At 69.6% G+C, this 16,294-nt stretch carries 15 protein-coding genes; 11 read left to right on the forward strand and 4 right to left on the reverse strand.

Translation table 11 applies throughout. The annotated features are described in order from the left end of the window. The first annotated feature begins 13 nt into the window (after window positions 1–13). From OG507_RS27765 to OG507_RS27795, 7 genes are all read left to right on the forward strand, one after another. Window positions 14–559, forward strand: coding sequence for a F0F1 ATP synthase subunit B (locus OG507_RS27765; protein WP_327369882.1), 546 nt, complete (start codon window positions 14–16; stop codon window positions 557–559). Then, a complete protein-coding gene (locus OG507_RS27770; RefSeq protein WP_327369883.1) occupies window positions 556–1,371 on the forward strand; it encodes a F0F1 ATP synthase subunit delta in 816 nt (271 codons plus the stop codon). The genes OG507_RS27765 and OG507_RS27770 overlap by 4 nt, the downstream gene beginning before the upstream one ends. Window positions 1,372–1,504: 133 nt before the next feature. Then, window positions 1,505–3,076 (forward strand): F0F1 ATP synthase subunit alpha, encoded by a 1,572-nt coding sequence (gene atpA, locus OG507_RS27775; protein WP_267001778.1) that lies wholly within the window; start codon window positions 1,505–1,507, stop codon window positions 3,074–3,076. A gap of 3 nt (window positions 3,077–3,079) precedes the next feature. After that, a complete protein-coding gene (locus tag OG507_RS27780; protein WP_327369884.1) occupies window positions 3,080–3,994 on the forward strand; it encodes a F0F1 ATP synthase subunit gamma in 915 nt (304 codons plus the stop codon). Continuing rightward, window positions 3,994–5,436: a F0F1 ATP synthase subunit beta gene (atpD, locus tag OG507_RS27785; protein ID WP_327369885.1), complete on the forward strand. Its 1,443-nt coding sequence runs from the start codon at window positions 3,994–3,996 to the stop codon at window positions 5,434–5,436. The genes OG507_RS27780 and atpD overlap by 1 nt, the downstream gene beginning before the upstream one ends. Window positions 5,437–5,546: 110 nt before the next feature. Next, the gene (locus OG507_RS27790; RefSeq protein WP_327369886.1) at window positions 5,547–5,921 is read left to right on the forward strand and encodes a F0F1 ATP synthase subunit epsilon; all 375 of its coding nucleotides are present in this window, start codon (window positions 5,547–5,549) and stop codon (window positions 5,919–5,921) included. A 134-nt stretch (window positions 5,922–6,055) separates the two neighbouring features. After that, window positions 6,056–6,502 carry a DUF2550 domain-containing protein gene (locus OG507_RS27795; RefSeq protein ID WP_327372124.1) on the forward strand — a complete coding sequence of 149 codons (447 nt, stop codon included), beginning with the start codon at window positions 6,056–6,058 and terminating at the stop codon, window positions 6,500–6,502. 107 nt (window positions 6,503–6,609) lie between these two features. Here OG507_RS27795 and OG507_RS27800 read toward each other — a convergent pair whose 3' ends face one another. From OG507_RS27800 to OG507_RS27810, 3 genes are all read right to left on the reverse strand, one after another. Beyond that, window positions 6,610–8,487, reverse strand: a complete 1,878-nt coding sequence (locus OG507_RS27800) for a glycoside hydrolase family 18 chitinase (protein ID WP_327369887.1) — start codon at window positions 8,485–8,487, stop codon at window positions 6,610–6,612. Between the two features lie 169 nt (window positions 8,488–8,656). Further along, window positions 8,657–9,307: a response regulator transcription factor gene (locus OG507_RS27805; protein WP_327369888.1), complete on the reverse strand. Its 651-nt coding sequence runs from the start codon at window positions 9,305–9,307 to the stop codon at window positions 8,657–8,659. Next, window positions 9,304–10,500, reverse strand: a complete 1,197-nt coding sequence (locus OG507_RS27810; RefSeq protein WP_327369889.1) for a sensor histidine kinase — start codon at window positions 10,498–10,500, stop codon at window positions 9,304–9,306. The genes OG507_RS27805 and OG507_RS27810 overlap by 4 nt, the downstream gene beginning before the upstream one ends. A gap of 151 nt (window positions 10,501–10,651) precedes the next feature. Between OG507_RS27810 and OG507_RS27815 the strand changes: the two genes are divergently transcribed. Continuing rightward, entirely contained in the window at window positions 10,652–11,197 is a 546-nt protein-coding gene (locus tag OG507_RS27815; RefSeq protein WP_327369890.1) for a hypothetical protein, read from the forward strand. Between the two features lie 64 nt (window positions 11,198–11,261). Here OG507_RS27815 and OG507_RS27820 read toward each other — a convergent pair whose 3' ends face one another. After that, the gene (locus OG507_RS27820; RefSeq protein ID WP_327369891.1) at window positions 11,262–11,834 is read right to left on the reverse strand and encodes a cob(I)yrinic acid a,c-diamide adenosyltransferase; all 573 of its coding nucleotides are present in this window, start codon (window positions 11,832–11,834) and stop codon (window positions 11,262–11,264) included. Window positions 11,835–12,082: 248 nt separating this feature from the next. Between OG507_RS27820 and OG507_RS27825 the strand changes: the two genes are divergently transcribed. The 3 genes from OG507_RS27825 to OG507_RS27835 all read left to right on the forward strand — a co-directional run bounded on the left by OG507_RS27825 (window position 12,083) and on the right by OG507_RS27835 (window position 16,245). Next, window positions 12,083–12,931 carry a 3-hydroxyacyl-CoA dehydrogenase family protein gene (locus OG507_RS27825; RefSeq protein WP_327369892.1) on the forward strand — a complete coding sequence of 283 codons (849 nt, stop codon included), beginning with the start codon at window positions 12,083–12,085 and terminating at the stop codon, window positions 12,929–12,931. Between the two features lie 234 nt (window positions 12,932–13,165). Beyond that, a complete protein-coding gene (locus OG507_RS27830; protein ID WP_327369893.1) occupies window positions 13,166–13,489 on the forward strand; it encodes an STAS domain-containing protein in 324 nt (107 codons plus the stop codon). A gap of 254 nt (window positions 13,490–13,743) precedes the next feature. Next, entirely contained in the window at window positions 13,744–16,245 is a 2,502-nt protein-coding gene (locus OG507_RS27835; RefSeq protein WP_327369894.1) for an ATP-binding protein, read from the forward strand. Window positions 16,246–16,294: the final 49 nt, after the last annotated feature.

The following is a 16,294-nucleotide window of genomic DNA, read 5'->3' on the forward strand; positions in this document are numbered from 1 at the left end:
GAAAGGCACTGATGTGAACCCCCTGGTTCAGCTCGCGGCCGAAGAGGCGGAGAACCCGCTTATTCCGCCGATCCCTGAGCTCGTCATCGGTCTGCTCGCCTTCGTCATCGTCTTCGGCTTCCTCGCCAAGAAGCTCCTCCCGAACATCAACAAGGTTCTGGAAGAGCGCCGCGAGGCCATCGAAGGCGGTATCGAGAAGGCCGATGCGGCCCAGACCGAAGCCCAGAGCGTGCTTGAGCAGTACAAGGCTCAGCTCGCCGAGGCCCGCCACGAGGCCGCGCGCCTGCGCCAGGAGGCGCAGGAGCAGGGCGTCGTGATCCTGCAGGAGATGCGGGCGGAAGGCCAGCGGCAGCGCGAGGAGATCATCGCTGCCGGCCACGCCCAGATCGAGGCCGACCGCAAGGCTGCGGCTTCCGCGCTGCGTCAGGACGTGGGCAAGCTCGCCACCGACCTGGCCGGCAAGCTCGTCGGCGAGTCCCTGGAGGACCACGCCCGGCAGAGCGGCACCGTCGACCGTTTCCTCGATGAGCTCGAGGCGAAGGCCGAGGCTGTCCGATGAACGGCGCGAGCCGCGAGGCACTGGCTGCCGCACGTGAGCGTCTCGACGCGCTGACCGACAACACGTCGGTCGACGCGGCGAAGCTCGCCGAGGAGCTGGCCGCCGTAACGGCGCTGCTCCAGCGCGAGGTATCGCTGCGACGGGTCCTGACCGACCCGTCGCAGGCCGGCGAGGCCAAGGCCGAGCTGGCCGGACGACTGCTGCGCGGTCAGGTGGGCGGCGAGACCGTCGACCTGATCTCCGGCATGGTCCGCTCGCGCTGGTCGCAGTCGCGTGACCTGGTCGACTCGGTCGAGGAACTGGCGAGCACCGCAGACCTCACCGCCGCCCAGCGCGGCGGAGACCTCGACGACGTCGAGGACGAGCTGTTCCGGTTCGGCCGGATCGTTGCCTCCGACAAGGAGCTGCGCTCCGCGCTCACCAGCCGGTCCGCGTCCACCGCCGCCAAGGGCCAGCTGCTGCGCAGCCTGCTCGGCGGCAAGGCACGGCCCACCACCGAGCGCCTCGTGACGCGGCTTGTCACCCAGCCGCGTGGACGTAGCCTGGAAGCGGGACTCGAGTCCCTCTCCAAGCTCGCCGCGGAGCGCCGGGACCGCATGGTCGCCGTGGTCACCTCGGCAGTGCCGCTGAGCGATCAGCAGAAGCAGCGCCTCGGCGCCGCACTGGCGAAGATCTACGGTCGGCCGATGCACCTGAATCTCGATGTGGACCCCACGGTCCTCGGCGGGATCGCGGTGCGGGTCGGTGACGAGGTCATCAACGGCACCATCGCGGAGCGCCTCGACGAGGCGACCCGTCGCATGGCCGGCTGACCAGCGCAGCAACAGAACAGAGCAAGACCAGCGGCCCGGTTGGGCCGTGCAGAAATTGCAGAAGATTCCTGGGGGTCGGCCCCCAGACCCCCTTAAGAAACTTCGGGCCCAACAAGGAGAGCAGGGAACCCAGATGGCGGAGCTCACGATCCGGCCGGAGGAGATCCGGGACGCGCTGGAGAACTTTGTCCAGTCGTACAAGCCGGACGCGGCCTCGCGCGAGGAGGTCGGTACGGTCAGCGTTGCCGGCGACGGCATCGCGAAGGTCGAGGGTCTTCCCTCGGCCATGGCGAACGAGCTGCTGAAGTTCGAGGACGGCACCCTCGGTCTCGCCCTCAACCTCGAGGAGCGCGAGATCGGTGCGATCGTCCTCGGCGAGTTCAGCGGCATCGAAGAGGGCCAGCCGGTGCAGCGCACCGGTGAGGTGCTCTCCGTCGGCGTCGGCGAGGGTTACCTCGGCCGCGTCGTCGACCCGCTCGGCAACCCGATCGACGGTCTCGGCGAGATCGCGACCGACAGCCGCCGCGCCCTCGAGCTGCAGGCCCCTGGCGTCATGGTCCGCAAGTCGGTGCACGAGCCGATGCAGACCGGCTACAAGGCCGTCGACGCCATGGTGCCGATCGGCCGCGGCCAGCGTCAGCTGATCATTGGCGACCGTCAGACGGGTAAGACCGCTCTGGCCGTCGACACGATCATCAACCAGCGCGACAACTGGCGCTCGGGCGACGTGAACAAGCAGGTGCGCTGCATCTACGTCGCCATCGGTCAGAAGGGCTCCACCATCGCCTCCGTGCGCGGTGCCCTCGAAGAGGCCGGTGCGCTGGAGTACACGACCATCGTCGCCGCCCCGGCGTCCGACCCGGCCGGCTTCAAGTACCTGGCGCCGTACACCGGTTCGGCCATCGGCCAGCACTGGATGTACCAGGGCAAGCACGTCCTGATCATCTTCGATGACCTCTCGAAGCAGGCCGACGCCTACCGCGCCGTGTCGCTGCTGCTGCGCCGTCCGCCGGGCCGTGAGGCCTACCCGGGCGACGTCTTCTACCTCCACTCGCGTCTGCTGGAGCGCTGCGCGAAGCTCTCCGACGAGATGGGCGCCGGTTCGATGACGGGCCTCCCGATCGTCGAGACCAAGGCGAACGACGTGTCGGCGTTCATCCCGACCAACGTCATCTCCATCACCGACGGCCAGTGCTTCCTGGAGTCCGACCTGTTCAACGCCGGTCAGCGGCCGGCCCTGAACGTCGGTATCTCGGTCTCCCGCGTCGGTGGCTCCGCCCAGCACAAGGCCATGAAGCAGGTCTCCGGCCGTCTCCGTGTGGACCTCGCCCAGTTCCGCGAGCTGGAGGCGTTCGCCGCCTTCGGTTCCGACCTGGACGCGGCCTCGAAGGCGTCGCTGGAGCGCGGTAAGCGCATGGTCGAGCTGCTGAAGCAGGGCCAGTACCAGCCGATGCCCGTCGAGGAGCAGGTCGTCTCCGTCTGGGCCGGCACCACCGGCAAGATGGACGACGTCCCGGTCGAGGACATCCGTCGCTTCGAGAGCGAGCTGCTGGAGTACCTGCGCCGTGAGCGCAAGGAGCTCCTGACCAGCATCGCCGAGGGCGGCAAGATGTCCGACGACACGCTGCAGTCGATCGCCGACGCGATCGCCGCCTTCAAGCAGCAGTTCGAGACCTCGGACGGCAAGCTCCTGGGCGAGGGCTGATCGATGGGCGCTCAGCTTCGCGTTTACAAGCGCCGCATTCGCTCCGTCACCGCCACGAAGAAGATCACCAAGGCGATGGAGATGATCGCCGCTTCGCGCATCGTCAAGGCGCAGCGTCAGGTGGCGGCGTCGACGCCGTACGCGACCGAGCTCACCCGTGCGGTGACCGCGGTGGCGACCGGCTCCACCACCAAGCACCCGCTGACCACCGAGGCCGACGCTCCGGCGCGGGCCGCGATCCTGCTCATCACGAGCGACCGCGGTCTGGCCGGCGGTTACTCCTCCAACGCCATCAAGGCGGCGGAGCGACTGACCGAGCGTCTGCGCGGTGAGGGCAAGGAGGTCGTCACGTATGTGATCGGCCGCAAGGGTGTCGCCTACTACGGATTCCGTGAGCGCAAGATCGCGGACTCGTGGACGGGCTTCACCGACAGCCCGACGTACGCGGATGCGAAGCGGGCTGCGGCCCCGCTGATCGAAGCGGTCACCCAGGAGACCGCCGAGGGCGGCGTGGACGAGCTGCACATCGTCTTCACGGAGTTCGTGTCGATGATGACGCAGAACCCGGTGGAGAGCCGGATGCTGCCGCTCAGCCTCGATGCCGCGAAGGAGGAGGACGGCAAGGGAGAGATCCTGCCGCTCTTCGACTTCGAGCCGTCGGCGGAGGACGTCCTCGACGCCCTGCTTCCGCGGTACGTCGAGAGCCGGATCTACAACGCACTGCTGCAGGCCGCTGCTTCCGAGCACGCTGCCCGCCGTCGCGCGATGAAGTCGGCCACCGACAACGCCGGAGATCTCATCAAGAGCCTCTCCCGGCTTGCCAACGCGGCCCGCCAGGCCGAAATCACCCAGGAAATCAGCGAGATCGTCGGTGGTGCCAGTGCGCTGGCCGACGCGACCGCGGGGAGTGACAAGTAATGACGACCACAGTTGAGACGGCCGTTGCCACGGGCCGCGTCGCCCGGGTCATCGGCCCGGTCGTCGACGTGGAGTTCCCCGTCGACGCGATGCCGGAGATCTACAACGCGCTGACTGTCCAGGTGGCCGACCCGGCCGAGGACGGCAAGATCAAGAAGCTGACGCTCGAGGTCGCCCAGCACCTCGGCGACGGCGTGATCCGCGCAATCTCGATGCAGCCCACCGACGGTCTGGTCCGCCAGGCCCCGGTGACCGACACGGGTGAAGGCATCACGGTCCCGGTCGGCGAGATCACCAAGGGCAAGGTGTTCAACACCCTCGGTGAGATCCTGAACAAGCCCGAGGCCGAGGCCGAGGTCACCGAGCGCTGGCCGATCCACCGCAAGGCGCCCAGCTTCGACCAGCTCGAGTCCAAGACCGAGATGTTCGAGACCGGCGTCAAGGTCATCGACCTTCTCACCCCGTACGTCAAGGGTGGAAAGATCGGCCTGTTCGGTGGTGCCGGTGTCGGCAAGACCGTTCTGATCCAGGAAATGATCTACCGCGTGGCCAACAACCACGATGGTGTGTCGGTGTTCGCCGGTGTCGGCGAGCGCACCCGTGAGGGCAACGACCTCATCGAGGAAATGGCCGAATCGGGCGTCATCGACAAGACCGCCCTTGTCTTCGGCCAGATGGACGAGCCCCCGGGCACCCGTCTGCGGGTCGCGCTTGCCGGTCTGACCATGGCGGAGTACTTCCGCGATGTGCAGAAGCAGGACGTGCTCTTCTTCATCGACAACATCTTCCGGTACACCCAGGCGGGTTCCGAGGTGTCGACCCTGCTCGGCCGCATGCCGTCCGCGGTGGGTTACCAGCCGAACCTGGCCGACGAGATGGGCCTCCTCCAGGAGCGCATCACGTCGACCCGCGGTCACTCGATCACCTCGATGCAGGCGATCTACGTCCCCGCGGACGACCTGACCGACCCGGCGCCGGCGACCACCTTCGCCCACCTCGACGCGACGACGGTTCTCTCCCGTCCGATCTCCGAGAAGGGCATCTACCCGGCCGTGGACCCGCTGGACTCGACGTCCCGCATCCTCGACCCGCGGTACATCGCGGCGGACCACTACGAGGCCGCCATGCGTGTCAAGGGGATCCTCCAGAAGTACAAGGACCTCCAGGACATCATCGCGATCCTCGGTATCGACGAGCTGGGCGAGGAGGACAAGCTCGTTGTCCACCGTGCCCGTCGTGTCGAGCGTTTCCTGTCGCAGAACACCCACGTCGCCAAGCAGTTCACCGGCGTGGACGGTTCGGACGTTCCGCTCGAGGAGTCGATCGCCGCGTTCAACGCGATCTGTGACGGTGAGTACGACCACTTCCCGGAGCAGGCGTTCTTCATGTGCGGTGGCATCGAGGACCTCAAGGCCAACGCCAAGGAGCTCGGCGTCTCCTGAGCCCATGGCTCACCGAGGGGGGCGGGTGCGTCCCGTCCCCCTCACCACGCCCCGTAGAATTGACCCAACACCCGGCACGAACGGCCGGGTGGTGACCCGAGGAGCCACCCTTGGCTGCTGAGCTGCACGTCGAGCTGGTCGCCGCGGACCGCAGTGTCTGGTCCGGCGAGGCCACCCTGGTCGTCGCGCGCACCACGTCCGGCGACATCGGCGTCATGCCCGGTCACCAGCCGCTTCTGGGTGTGCTGGAATCGGGCCCGGTGACGATCCGTACGAGCGACGGCGAGACCGTGGTCGCCGCTGTGCACGGCGGTTTCATCTCGTTCGCGGACGACAAGCTGTCGCTGCTCGCGGAGATCGCGGAGCTGGCGGACGAGATCGATGTCCAGCGCGCCGAGCGTGCGCTGGAGCGTGCGAAGTCGGACACGGACGCCGCTTCCGAGCGGCGCGCCGAAGTGCGACTGCGTGCGGTGGCGGTGCGCTAGCGCCCCGCGACGACGTAGCTTTACCCTCAGCCGCGGCCCGAGCTGGAGACACTCCAGACCGTGCCGCGGCTGAGGCGATGCAGGTGCAGTTATGGCGGTATCCGTTACTCGACGACGCGAGGAGGTCGGTGGAGATGTTCCTCGCGCTGTGGGTGGGCGGGCTGGTCGTCGCACTGGTCGCGGTTGGTCTCTTCGTCTTCGGTCTGCGCCGGCGGCTGATTCAGCGCTCCGGTGGGACCTTCGACTGCAGCCTGCGCTGGAATGTGCCGGAGGAGCCCGATCTCTTGGGCAAGGGCTGGGTGTACGGGGTCGCCCGGTACAGCGGCGACCGGATCGACTGGTTCCGGGTCTTCTCGTACGCTCCCCGCCCGCGCCGGGTCCTTGAGCGTTCCGCGATCGAGGTGGTCGCCCGCCGGCTGCCCGAGGGCGAGGAGGAACTGGCGCTCCTGTCCGACGCCGTGGTGCTCGGCTGTCTTCATCGTGGGACCCGGCTGGAGCTGGCCATGAGCGAGGACGCGCTGACCGGCTTCCTCGCCTGGCTGGAGGCGGCGCCGCCCGGCCAGAGGGTGAACGTGGCCTGAGGACGGAGCCGATGGCCCGTTCGGCAACGAACGAAAAACCGGGGAGACAGGGGGCGGACCTGTCTCCCCGGTCGTTTTCCGGGGTCGTGCGCGGTACTGAGTGAGGCTTACTTCAGACCGTTGTTGATCGCGCTGACCAGTTCACCGTTGGCGGTGTCACCGCTGAACTCCCAGAAGAACGCGCCTCCCAGGCCCTGGCCCTTCGCCCAGGTCATCTTGGTGGCGATGGTGGCCGGGGTGTCGTAGCTCCACCAGTTGGTACCGCAGTGGGCGTACGCCGTACCGGCGACCGTGCCGGTGGCGGGGCAGCTGTTCTTGAGGACCTTGTAGTCCTCGATCCCCGACTCGTATGTGCCGGTGGCCGCTCCGGTGGCGGTGCCGCCGGGCGCGTCCTGGGTGACTCCGGTCCAGCCTCGGCCGTAGAAGCCGATGCCGAGCAGCAGCTTCGACGCGGGAACACCCTGCGCCTTCAGCTTGGCGATGGCTTCGGCGGAGTTGAAGCCCGCCTGCGGGATGCCGCTGTAGGAGGTCAGCGGGGAGTGCGGGGCGGTCGGGCCCGTCGTCGCCCAGGCGCCGAAGAAGTCGTACGTCATCACGTTGTACCAGTCGAAGGACTGGGATGCGCCTGCGTAGTCGGCGGCGTCGATCTTGCCTCCGGCGGAGGCGTCCGCGGTGATGGCGGCGGTGACCAGGTTGTTGGTGCCGAACTTGGTCCGCAGCGCCGAGGCGAGGTTCTTCAGCGCGGCCGGGCCGCTGGTGTCACAGCTGAGGCCACAGGCGTTGGGGTACTCCCAGTCGATGTCGATGCCGTCGAAGACATCGGCCCACCGCGGGTCCTCCACCAGGTCGTAGCAGGACTGGGCGAACGCCGCCGGGTTCTGGGCCGCGGCACCGAAGCCGCCCGACCAGGTCCAGCCGCCGAAGGACCAGATCACCTTGATGTTCGGGTACTTGGCCTTGAGCTTGCGCAGTTGGTTGAAGTTGCCGCGCAGCGGCTGGTCCCAGGTGTCCGCGACCCCGTCGACCGACTGGTCGGCGGTGTAGGCCTTGTCGTAGTCGGCGTAGGCGTCACCGATGGTGCACTTTCCGCCCTGGACGTTGCCGAAGGCGTAGTTGATGTGCGTGATCTTGGCCGCGGAACCCGAGGTGTCCAGGTTCTTCACGTGGTAGTTGCGCCCGTAGACGCCCCACTCGGTGAAGTAGCCGAGCTTGACGTTGCCGCCGGGGCCCGGGTCGGGGTCGCCGCCGCCACCGGTGGTGTGGACGCGGACCGCGCCGCTGACCGGACCGGTCTGGTCGGCGGTGTCACGGGCCTGCACGGTGTACGAGTAGTCGGTGCCCGCGGTGAGACCGGTGTTGGTGTACGTCGTACCGGTGACCGTGGCGACGACCGCGCCGTCGCGCAGGACGTCGTAGTTCTTGATGCCGTTGTCGTCGGTTGCCGCGCTCCAGCTCAGCTTCGCCGAGGTGTCGGTGATGTTGCTCGCGGTGGGGGTGCCCGGCGCGGAGGGGGCGTTGTCGCCGGGGGCGCTGCCGCCGTCACAGGAGGCGCCGTTCAGCTTGCACGCGCTGGGGGCGCCGGGGCCCGCGCCGTTGAAGCCGAAGGAGACGCTGGCGCCGGGGGCGACCGTACCGTTCCAGCCGACGTTCTTGGCGGTCCAGTGGGTTCCGGAGCTGGTGACGGTGGCGTCCCAGGCGGAGGTGACCGAGGTGCCCGAGGGGAAGTCCCACTCGATGGTCCAGGAGGAGAGGGCGGTGGTGCCGGTGTTCTTCACCGTCCACTGGCCCTCGAAGCCGGTGCCCCAGTCGGACTTCTTGACGTATGTGGCGGTCGCCGAGGTGGCGGCCTCGGCGGGGGAGGCCAGGCCGACCAGCGCGGCGAGCGGAAGGAGCAGTGCGGTGAGGCCCGCGACCGCTCTGGATCTGGTGGCTCTTCCGGTCCCGAGTCTGAATCGGGTCCGGCGTAGGGGGGTTTCAGTGCTCAACGGTGCTCCTCGGGTGAGGTCCGGACAAACGGGGGTGGTCCGTCGGCTGCAAACCCTGCGCCGCCCTGAGCACGCCTTGTCATGGCGCACTCACCGCAGTGTGCTCGGTGAGATTAGGAAGGTCTGGACCAATCGTCAAGAGGTCCAGACCAAAGATCGGAGCTAAACATCAGATGCCCAACTCCTGTGCCAGAACTGCCGCCTGGAGCCGGCTGCGCAGCTCCAGCTTGCCCAGCAACCTGCTGACGTGCGTCTTCACCGTCGCCTCGGCCATCGAGAGCCGGACCGCGATCTCGGCGTTCGACAGCCCCGCGCCGAGACAGCCCAGCACCTCCCGCTCCCGCCGGGTGAGCGCGTCGAGCCGGGCCGGATCGGGTGCGTTCGCCGACCGTACGGGGGTGGCCCCGGCGAACTCCGCGATCAGACGGCGCGTCACGGCCGGGGCCACGATCCCCTCGCCGCGCGCCACCGTGCGTACCGCTTCGAGCAGATCGCGCGCATCGGTGTTCTTCAGCAGAAAGCCCGCAGCCCCCGCCCGCAGCGCCCCGAAGACGTACTCGTCCAGATCGAACGTCGTCAGCACCAGTACGTCCGCGAGCCCCTCGGCCACCACCTGTCCGGTCGCCGACACCCCGTCGAGCCACGGCATCTGAATATCCATCAGCACCAGGTCCGGCCGCAGCTCGCGGGCCAGACGCACCGCCTCCTCGCCGTCCCCGGCCTCTGCGACGACCTCGATGTCCGGCGCGCTGCGCAGGATCAGCACCAGCCCCGCACGGACCGCCGACTGGTCCTCCGCGACCACAACCCGGATCTTCATGCCCTCACGGTCCCTTCCTCCACGGGCAGTTCGGCCCGTACCCGCCAGATCTCCGCCCCACCGCCGGTGGTCACAAGGCCCGCCTCGATCTCCCCGCCCAGCAGCGCCACCCGCTCCCGCATCCCCACCAGACCGGCCCCCGATCCGGGTGCGCGCGGCCCGGGACGGTCCCCGAACACACTGCTGACCTCCACGGTGAGCAGCCGCCCGGCCCGCCCGAGCCGCACCACGACCGGGCCCGGCGCCGCATGCTTGAGCGCGTTCGTCAGGGACTCCTGGACGATCCGGTACGCGGCCAGCTCGACCGGCGCGGGCAGCGGACCCTGTTCATCGCGGGCGTCCTCGAAGGTGCAGGTCAGCCCGCTCGACGCGGCGTTCGTACGGGCCTGCTCGACCAGTGTGTCCAGCGAGGCGAGCGTCACGGACGCGCTGGACTCCGGGTCCGCGCCGCCGGCGCGCAGCAGCCCGATCAACCGGCGCATCTCGTCGAGACCTTCGACGCTGTTCTCCCGGATCACCCCCAGCGCCTCGCGCGAGGTGGCCGGGTCGTCGATGGAGAGCGCGGCGGTGGAGTGGATGGCGATCGCGGAGAGATGGTTCGCCACCATGTCGTGCAGCTCGCGGGCCATCCGGGTGCGCTCGGCGGTCACCGCCTGGGTGCGGTCCATCTCCGCCAGCAGCGCGGTCTGATCGGCGCGCAGCCGGGCGGTCTCGGCGGCGTCGCGGTGGTTGCGGACGCTGACCCCGGTGATCGCGGGCAGGAACGAGACCATTGCGGTGACGACACCGATGAGCAGTGCCTGGGGAGTGCGGAACCACGCCAAAGACCCGATCGTGACCGCGACCGTGATCAGGATCGTGATCACCGGGATACGGCGGGCCGCGGCCGGTGTTCCGTACAGCACGGCCGCGTACATCAGATCCGTGAACATCAGGGCCGTCGCAAGATTCCCGACCGTGAACTGGTCCGCGACCAGGGCGAGTGTGCCGATGACCAGTGCCGTCTGCGGGGCGGTCCTGCGGAACAGTTCGAGCACCGAGACGACGGTGAGCGGCAGCAGGGAGACCCACGGGGTGGCGAGGGCCCAGCCGCCCTGCGTGTGCGGCCCCAGCATCCACAGGAAAAGACCACTGATGAGGCCGACGGCCGCGATGAGCACGTCGTTGCGGTGCGGGCGGCGGTGAGAAGGCACCCGTCCATCCAACACTGCGGCTGCCCTCCGTACCTCCGTAACGGGGGTGAGACGGGAGTACATCGGAGTATGCAGTCGCGGTTCGTCACTGGCGATGACGAATCCGGGCACTGAAGGGGGAAGGCTGGAGGCAGCGGGAAGGGGAAGTGCCGTGATCGTCACGCTGATCGTGCTCTGCGAGGTTGCCTTCTGGGTGCTGCTTGCCGTGGGGCTCGTGCTGCGGTATCCGGCGAAACAGCCGCGTCTGGGTGCGGCCGTGCTGCTGTGCGAGCCGCTGCTGGAGGTCGTGCTGCTGGTGGTGACGGCCATCGACCTGAAGAACGGCGCGGCGCCCGACTGGAAGCACGGGCTCGCCGCGGTCTACATCGGCTTCACGGTGGGGCTCGGCCACTCCACGATCCGCTGGGTCGATGCCAGGGTCGCCCACCGCTTCGCGGGCGGCCCGCCGCCGGTGAGGCCGCCGAAGTACGGCATGGCGCGCGCGGCGCACGAGTGGCGGGTCGCGGCGCGGTGGACGGTCGCGGCCGTGACGGCGCTGGCGCTGTTGCAGGCGGCGGTCCTGTACGTGGGCGGGGACGGGGACGTGACGTCGCTGCGGGCGTGGCAGCAGACGATGCTGTTCGTGATCGGGATCAATGTGGCCATCGCGGGGAGCTACACGGTGTTCCCGAAGAGGCCGCCGGGGGTGCCAGGCTGACGCTTTCCTCGATCGCCGGGCGGGCTTGAAAACCAAGCCGGTCCGGCGATCGAGGACGCAGCGGCTAGCGCTCGCCGCCCGGTACCCACAACACGTCGCCGACTTCCTTGTTCGCCGTCCTCGCGAGGATGAACAGCAGGTCGGAGAGCCGGTTGAGATACGTGGCCGTCAGCGTGTTCATCACGTCACCGTGCACCTCCAGCGCCGCCCACGTCGACCGCTCCGCGCGCCGGACCACCGTGCACGCCTGGTGCAGCAGCGCCGCCCCCGGCGTACCGCCCGGCAGGATGAAGCTCCGCAGCTTCTCCAGCTGCTCCAGGAAGTGGTCGCAGTCCGCCTCCAGCTTGTCGACGTAGCTCTGCTCGACCCGCAGCGGCGGATACTTCGGATTCTCGACGACCGGGGTCGACAGATCCGCGCCCACGTCGAACAGGTCGTTCTGCACACGGACGAGGACCTTCACCACATCCTCGGACAGCTGACCGAGCGCGATCGCCGTACCGATGACGGCATTGGCCTCATTGGCGTCGGCGTACGCGGAGATCCGCAGATCGGTCTTGGCGGTCCGGCTCATGTCGCCGAGGGCCGTGATGCCCTGATCGCCGGTGCGGGTGTAGATGCGTGTCAGATTGACCATGCGGCCAGCCTAGTTAGGTCCCGGCCCCGCGCAGCGGCGGGAAGGTCCTCAACTGCGCCCGGCGCGCCGCCGAATGACGTGTCCCGGTGTGATGTCCGTCATGTGAGACGTGACGCGTATCTCTTCGCGGCCCCAGGGCCCCTCATGAGTACTAATCTCCGCCGGAGAGCATGTGAACAACCGTTAAGAACCGGGCCGTGCAGGGATCGACTGCAGAGGCGAACGGAAACCGACCAAGGGGTGCATACGTGGCCAGGAAGCTCGCCGTCATCGGAGCCGGACTCATGGGGTCCGGCATCGCGCAGGTCTCTGCCCAGGCGGGCTGGGACGTCGTGCTGCGCGACGTCACCGACGAGGCCCTGACCCGTGGCCGTGACGGCATCAAGGCCTCGTACGACAGGTTCGTCTCCAAGGGGAAGCTGGAGGCGGCCGACGCCGACGCCGCGCTCGGCCGCATCACCACCACCACCGACCTCGACGCGGTCGCCGACGCGGATGTCGTCGTCGAGGCCGTATTCGAGAAGCTGGAGGTCAAGCACGAGATCTTCCGGGCCCTCGACAAGATCGTCCGGGACGACGCAGTGCTCGCCTCCAACACCTCCGCGATCCCGATCACCAAGATCGCGGCCGTGACGGAGCGCCCGGAGCGCGTCGTCGGTGTGCACTTCTTCTCGCCGGTCCCGATGATGCAGCTCTGCGAACTCGTGCGCGGCTACAAGACCAGCGACGAAACCCTCGCCACCGCACGGGAGTTCGCCGAGTCCGTCGGCAAGACCTGCATCGTCGTCAACCGCGACGTGGCCGGCTTCGTCACCACCCGGCTGATCTCGGCGCTCGTCGTCGAGGCCGCCAAGCTGTACGAGTCGGGCGTCGCATCGGCCGAGGACATCGACATCGCCTGCAAGCTGGGCTTCGGCCACGCCATGGGGCCGCTGGCCACGGCGGACCTGACCGGCGTCGACATCCTGCTGCACGCCACGAGCAACATCTACACCGAGTCCCAGGACGAGAAGTTCGCCGCACCGGAGCTGATGCGCCGGATGGTGGATGCAGGTGACATCGGCCGCAAGAGCGGGCAGGGCTTCTACACGTACTGATCGTTTTCGGTCCTCCGGTTGCCTGATCTGCCGTCGGTCAGGCCCGGTGGTCCGGGGGGCGTCTCCGGAATCGGTGGATCCGCACGGTCCTCGCCGGGCCTCGGTCACCCCACGGGGTGAATTCGGTATCGGTTCGCTTACAGACGGCAACTTCCTTGTCGTTGCCGCCGTCAGTTGTGGCAGAGACAGAACAGACAGACGAACCTTGCTACGGAGCCATTCCGGGGAGCGCATATGCACATCAGGGGCGACCACGCCGAGCTGGTCGTCGGGGGCCGCCTCGACGTCCGAAGCGCGGCGGACGCCCGTACGGCCCTGCACTCGGCTCTCGACAACGGAGCCGGCGACCTCGTGCTCGACCTGACCGAGCTGGATTCCTGGGACGCCACCGGACTCGGCGTCATCATGGGCGCACACCGCCGGGCCGGACGGGCCGGACGACGGCTGGTCCTGCGCGGCGTGCCGCCGCAGATGCAACGCCTGTTGGTGGCGACCCGGCTGCACCGCATTCTGGCCATCGAGGGCGGAATCGCCGCAGACTCCCTGCCGCGCGTGTAGGGCCTGTGCGGCCCCGGCCCGGCGGACGGGCGCCGGCCGTGCGGCGCGGAGCGGGGTGCACAATCCGCGCGAGAACGTGCGCTTCGGGCGGCGTGGCCCCCCGGCCGTGCGCGGACACCGTGCGACGGTCTAGGGTTCGGCCCGTCCGCCGATTGACGAACCCACCGGGCGGACACCGGACCGGAAGCGACAGCGGGGCGTGCGAGGCCGGGAGGGGCAAGCAATCGTGCGCGACGCGTCTGGGGGCTTTGGTGATGGACCCGACACACCTGGGGCCGGAGGAGTACGGCCGGGACTACGACGGCTTCGGTGAGGGAACCGGCCGCCGGCTGCCCTCCCGTGAGCCGTCCCCGAGCTCTCAGCTCCGTGCGAGCAGGGGAGGCCCCGCCGCTCCGGATTTCGGCCAGCAAACGCCGCAGCAGGCGCGCGTGGTCAAGCTCATATCGGGTGACTGCCTCCTCACCGTCAACCCGGTCGACGGCAGCGAGGTCGAGCCGTGCCCGCCGGGTGAGCAGCCCGATCCGCCGGTCAAGCGCACCGCCGCCGAGCGCACCGACCGCGAACGCGCCACCGCACCGCCCGTGCCCCCGGGACCGCCCGCCCCCCAGCTGCCCCTCCTGGAGCGTGCGGAGGAACGCGAACGGCTGGTGCGCCTGCTGGCCCGCGGCCGCTCGGTGCGGCTCACCGGACCGGCCGGATCCGGCCGTACGGCCCTGCTGAGCGCCGTCGCCGCCGACTGCGCGGACCTCGCACCGGACGGAGTCGTACGGCTCTCCGGCTACAAGCGGACCGTCACCGACCTGCTGTACGGGCTCTTCGAAGCCGTTTACGACGCCCAGCTGCACCGGCCCGACCGTGCAGGTCTCCTCGAAAAGGTCCGGAGCATCGGCGCCGTCGTCGTGCTCGACGACCTGGAATTCGGCGGGGCCGCCCTGGAGGAGCTGCTCGACGCCACACCGGAGTGCGCCTTCCTGTTCGCGACGACTCCGGATGTCGCCGCACCCACCGCGGACTCGCACCTCGAAGAGGTCTTCCTCGCGGGCCTCGGCCGCGGCTCCTCCGTAGAGCTGCTGGAGCGGGTCGTGGAGCGTCCGCTCACCGAGGAGGAGGCGAACTGGGCGGGCGACCTCTGGTTCGAGTCCGAGGGGCTGCCGCTGCGCTTCGTCCAGGCGGGCGCCCTCCTGCGCCAGCGCGACATGCTGCGCACCGACGCGTACGACGGACTCGACGAAGGGTCCGCCGACGCACCCTTCGGGCACGACCCGGACGCCGACGGCGTACACATACCCCTGCCCAGCCTCGGTGAGGGCGCGGCGCCCGCAGCACTGCTCGCCTCACGGCTCAGCGGGCCCGCCCGCGACACCCTGCGCCTCGCGGTCGCACTCGGCGGCGAGGTGCCCCACCAGGCCCATCTGCCGGCCCTCGTGGGGGACACCCACGCCGATGCCGCGCTCGGCGAACTGGCCGGCTTCGGGCTCCTCTCCCCGGCCGGTCCCCGCTACCGGCTCGCCGCCGGTGTCCTCGCCCAGCTGGAGGCCGCCGGATACGGCGAGGACAGCACCGACCGGGCCCGGACGGCGGCCCAGCACTACGCCTGGTGGACCGGGCACCCCTCGGTCACCCCCGTACGGGCGACGGCCGAGGCCGACGCCGTCATCGCGGCGATGGCACAGCTCGTCCCCGGCGACGGGGCGGGACAGACCAGCGTGGCCGTGCTGCTGGCCCGCAGCGCCGCTCCGGCCTTCGCGGCGGGACTGCACTGGGGGGCCTGGGAGAGGGCCCTGCGGATCGGCCAGGAGGCGGCGAGGATCGCCGGAGAGGTCGCCGAAGAGGCTTACTTCCACCATGAGTTGGGTGTCCTCGCGCTCTGCAGCGGCAATCCCGACCGGGCCAGGGCGGAGCTGGAGACCTCGATCAGCATGCGCGGGGCGCTCGCCGACAAGTCGGGCGCGGTGGCCGGACGTCGCGCGCTCGCCCTGGTCGAGGACCGCGCCGGCGGCCCGCTGCCCGGCGGCCGCATACCGGTGGTCGAGGAGTTGTCGGCCGCGCGGCACGAGGAGCGGATACCGCCGCCCGTCGGGCCGGCGGCGGCCGTGACGCAGGCGCTGTCACGGCCGTACGGCGACACCACCGCGGTCATATCCCGGCAGACCGCCCCCAAAGCCGCCCCGGGCGCGCGGGGAGGCCGCTTCGCGGTCCTGGGCGGGGCGCGGCGCAATCTGGTCGCGGCGGGCGCGGGCGTGATCCTGGCCGGTGTCCTCGGTACGGTGGTGACTCTGGGGCTGACGCCCGGCGGCGATGCCCAGGGCAATACGGGTGTGACGACCGAGGATTCGACCGGTGAGGACCTCCAGGACGGCGTCCCGGACGACGGGTCACAGGACGCCTCGACCCCCGGGGACACGGCATCCAGCGGCAGTGCGCGGACTCCCGGACCCTCGGGCAGCCGGACCACGCCCGGCACGAGCGGTGCGCCCTCCACGGACGACTCGTCCGGACCGGGCGACAGCCCTTCGTCGGACAAGCCGTCAAGCAACAAGCCGCCCTCGGGCAAGCCGACGAAGTCGTCCAGCACGCCGAAGCCGTCCACATCGCCGAAGCCGTCCACCTCGACCTCGACTTCGCCGAGTGGCTCCCCGTCCCCGTCGGGCTCGACGAGTGAGACCCCGACCCCGCCGGACACCTCCGACTCGGCGAGCGGGCCCGCCCCTTCGTCGGCGGCGGCCAGTAGCCCGGCCGAAGCTACCGTGCTCTGAGCGGACCACGCGCGTGTACGCCGGACGGGCCGTGCCCGTCCGGCGTAGG

This window comes from Streptomyces sp. NBC_01217, from assembly GCF_035994185.1.
Taxonomy (GTDB): domain Bacteria; phylum Actinomycetota; class Actinomycetes; order Streptomycetales; family Streptomycetaceae; genus Streptomyces.

Excerpts from the sequence above, each read along its gene's own strand:
- atpD (WP_327369885.1), top strand. The coding sequence starts at position 3,994 with ATGACGACCACAGTTGAGACGGCCGTTGCCACGGGCCGCGTCGCCCGG.
- OG507_RS27820 (WP_327369891.1), bottom strand. The coding sequence starts at position 11,834 with ATGGTCAATCTGACACGCATCTACACCCGCACCGGCGATCAGGGCATC.
- OG507_RS27835 (WP_327369894.1), top strand. The coding sequence starts at position 13,744 with ATGGACCCGACACACCTGGGGCCGGAGGAGTACGGCCGGGACTACGAC.
- OG507_RS27830 (WP_327369893.1), top strand. The coding sequence starts at position 13,166 with ATGCACATCAGGGGCGACCACGCCGAGCTGGTCGTCGGGGGCCGCCTC.
- OG507_RS27770 (WP_327369883.1), top strand. The coding sequence starts at position 556 with ATGAACGGCGCGAGCCGCGAGGCACTGGCTGCCGCACGTGAGCGTCTC.
- OG507_RS27795 (WP_327372124.1), top strand. The coding sequence starts at position 6,056 with ATGTTCCTCGCGCTGTGGGTGGGCGGGCTGGTCGTCGCACTGGTCGCG.
- atpA (WP_267001778.1), top strand. The coding sequence starts at position 1,505 with ATGGCGGAGCTCACGATCCGGCCGGAGGAGATCCGGGACGCGCTGGAG.
- OG507_RS27780 (WP_327369884.1), top strand. The coding sequence starts at position 3,080 with ATGGGCGCTCAGCTTCGCGTTTACAAGCGCCGCATTCGCTCCGTCACC.
- OG507_RS27805 (WP_327369888.1), bottom strand. The coding sequence starts at position 9,307 with ATGAAGATCCGGGTTGTGGTCGCGGAGGACCAGTCGGCGGTCCGTGCG.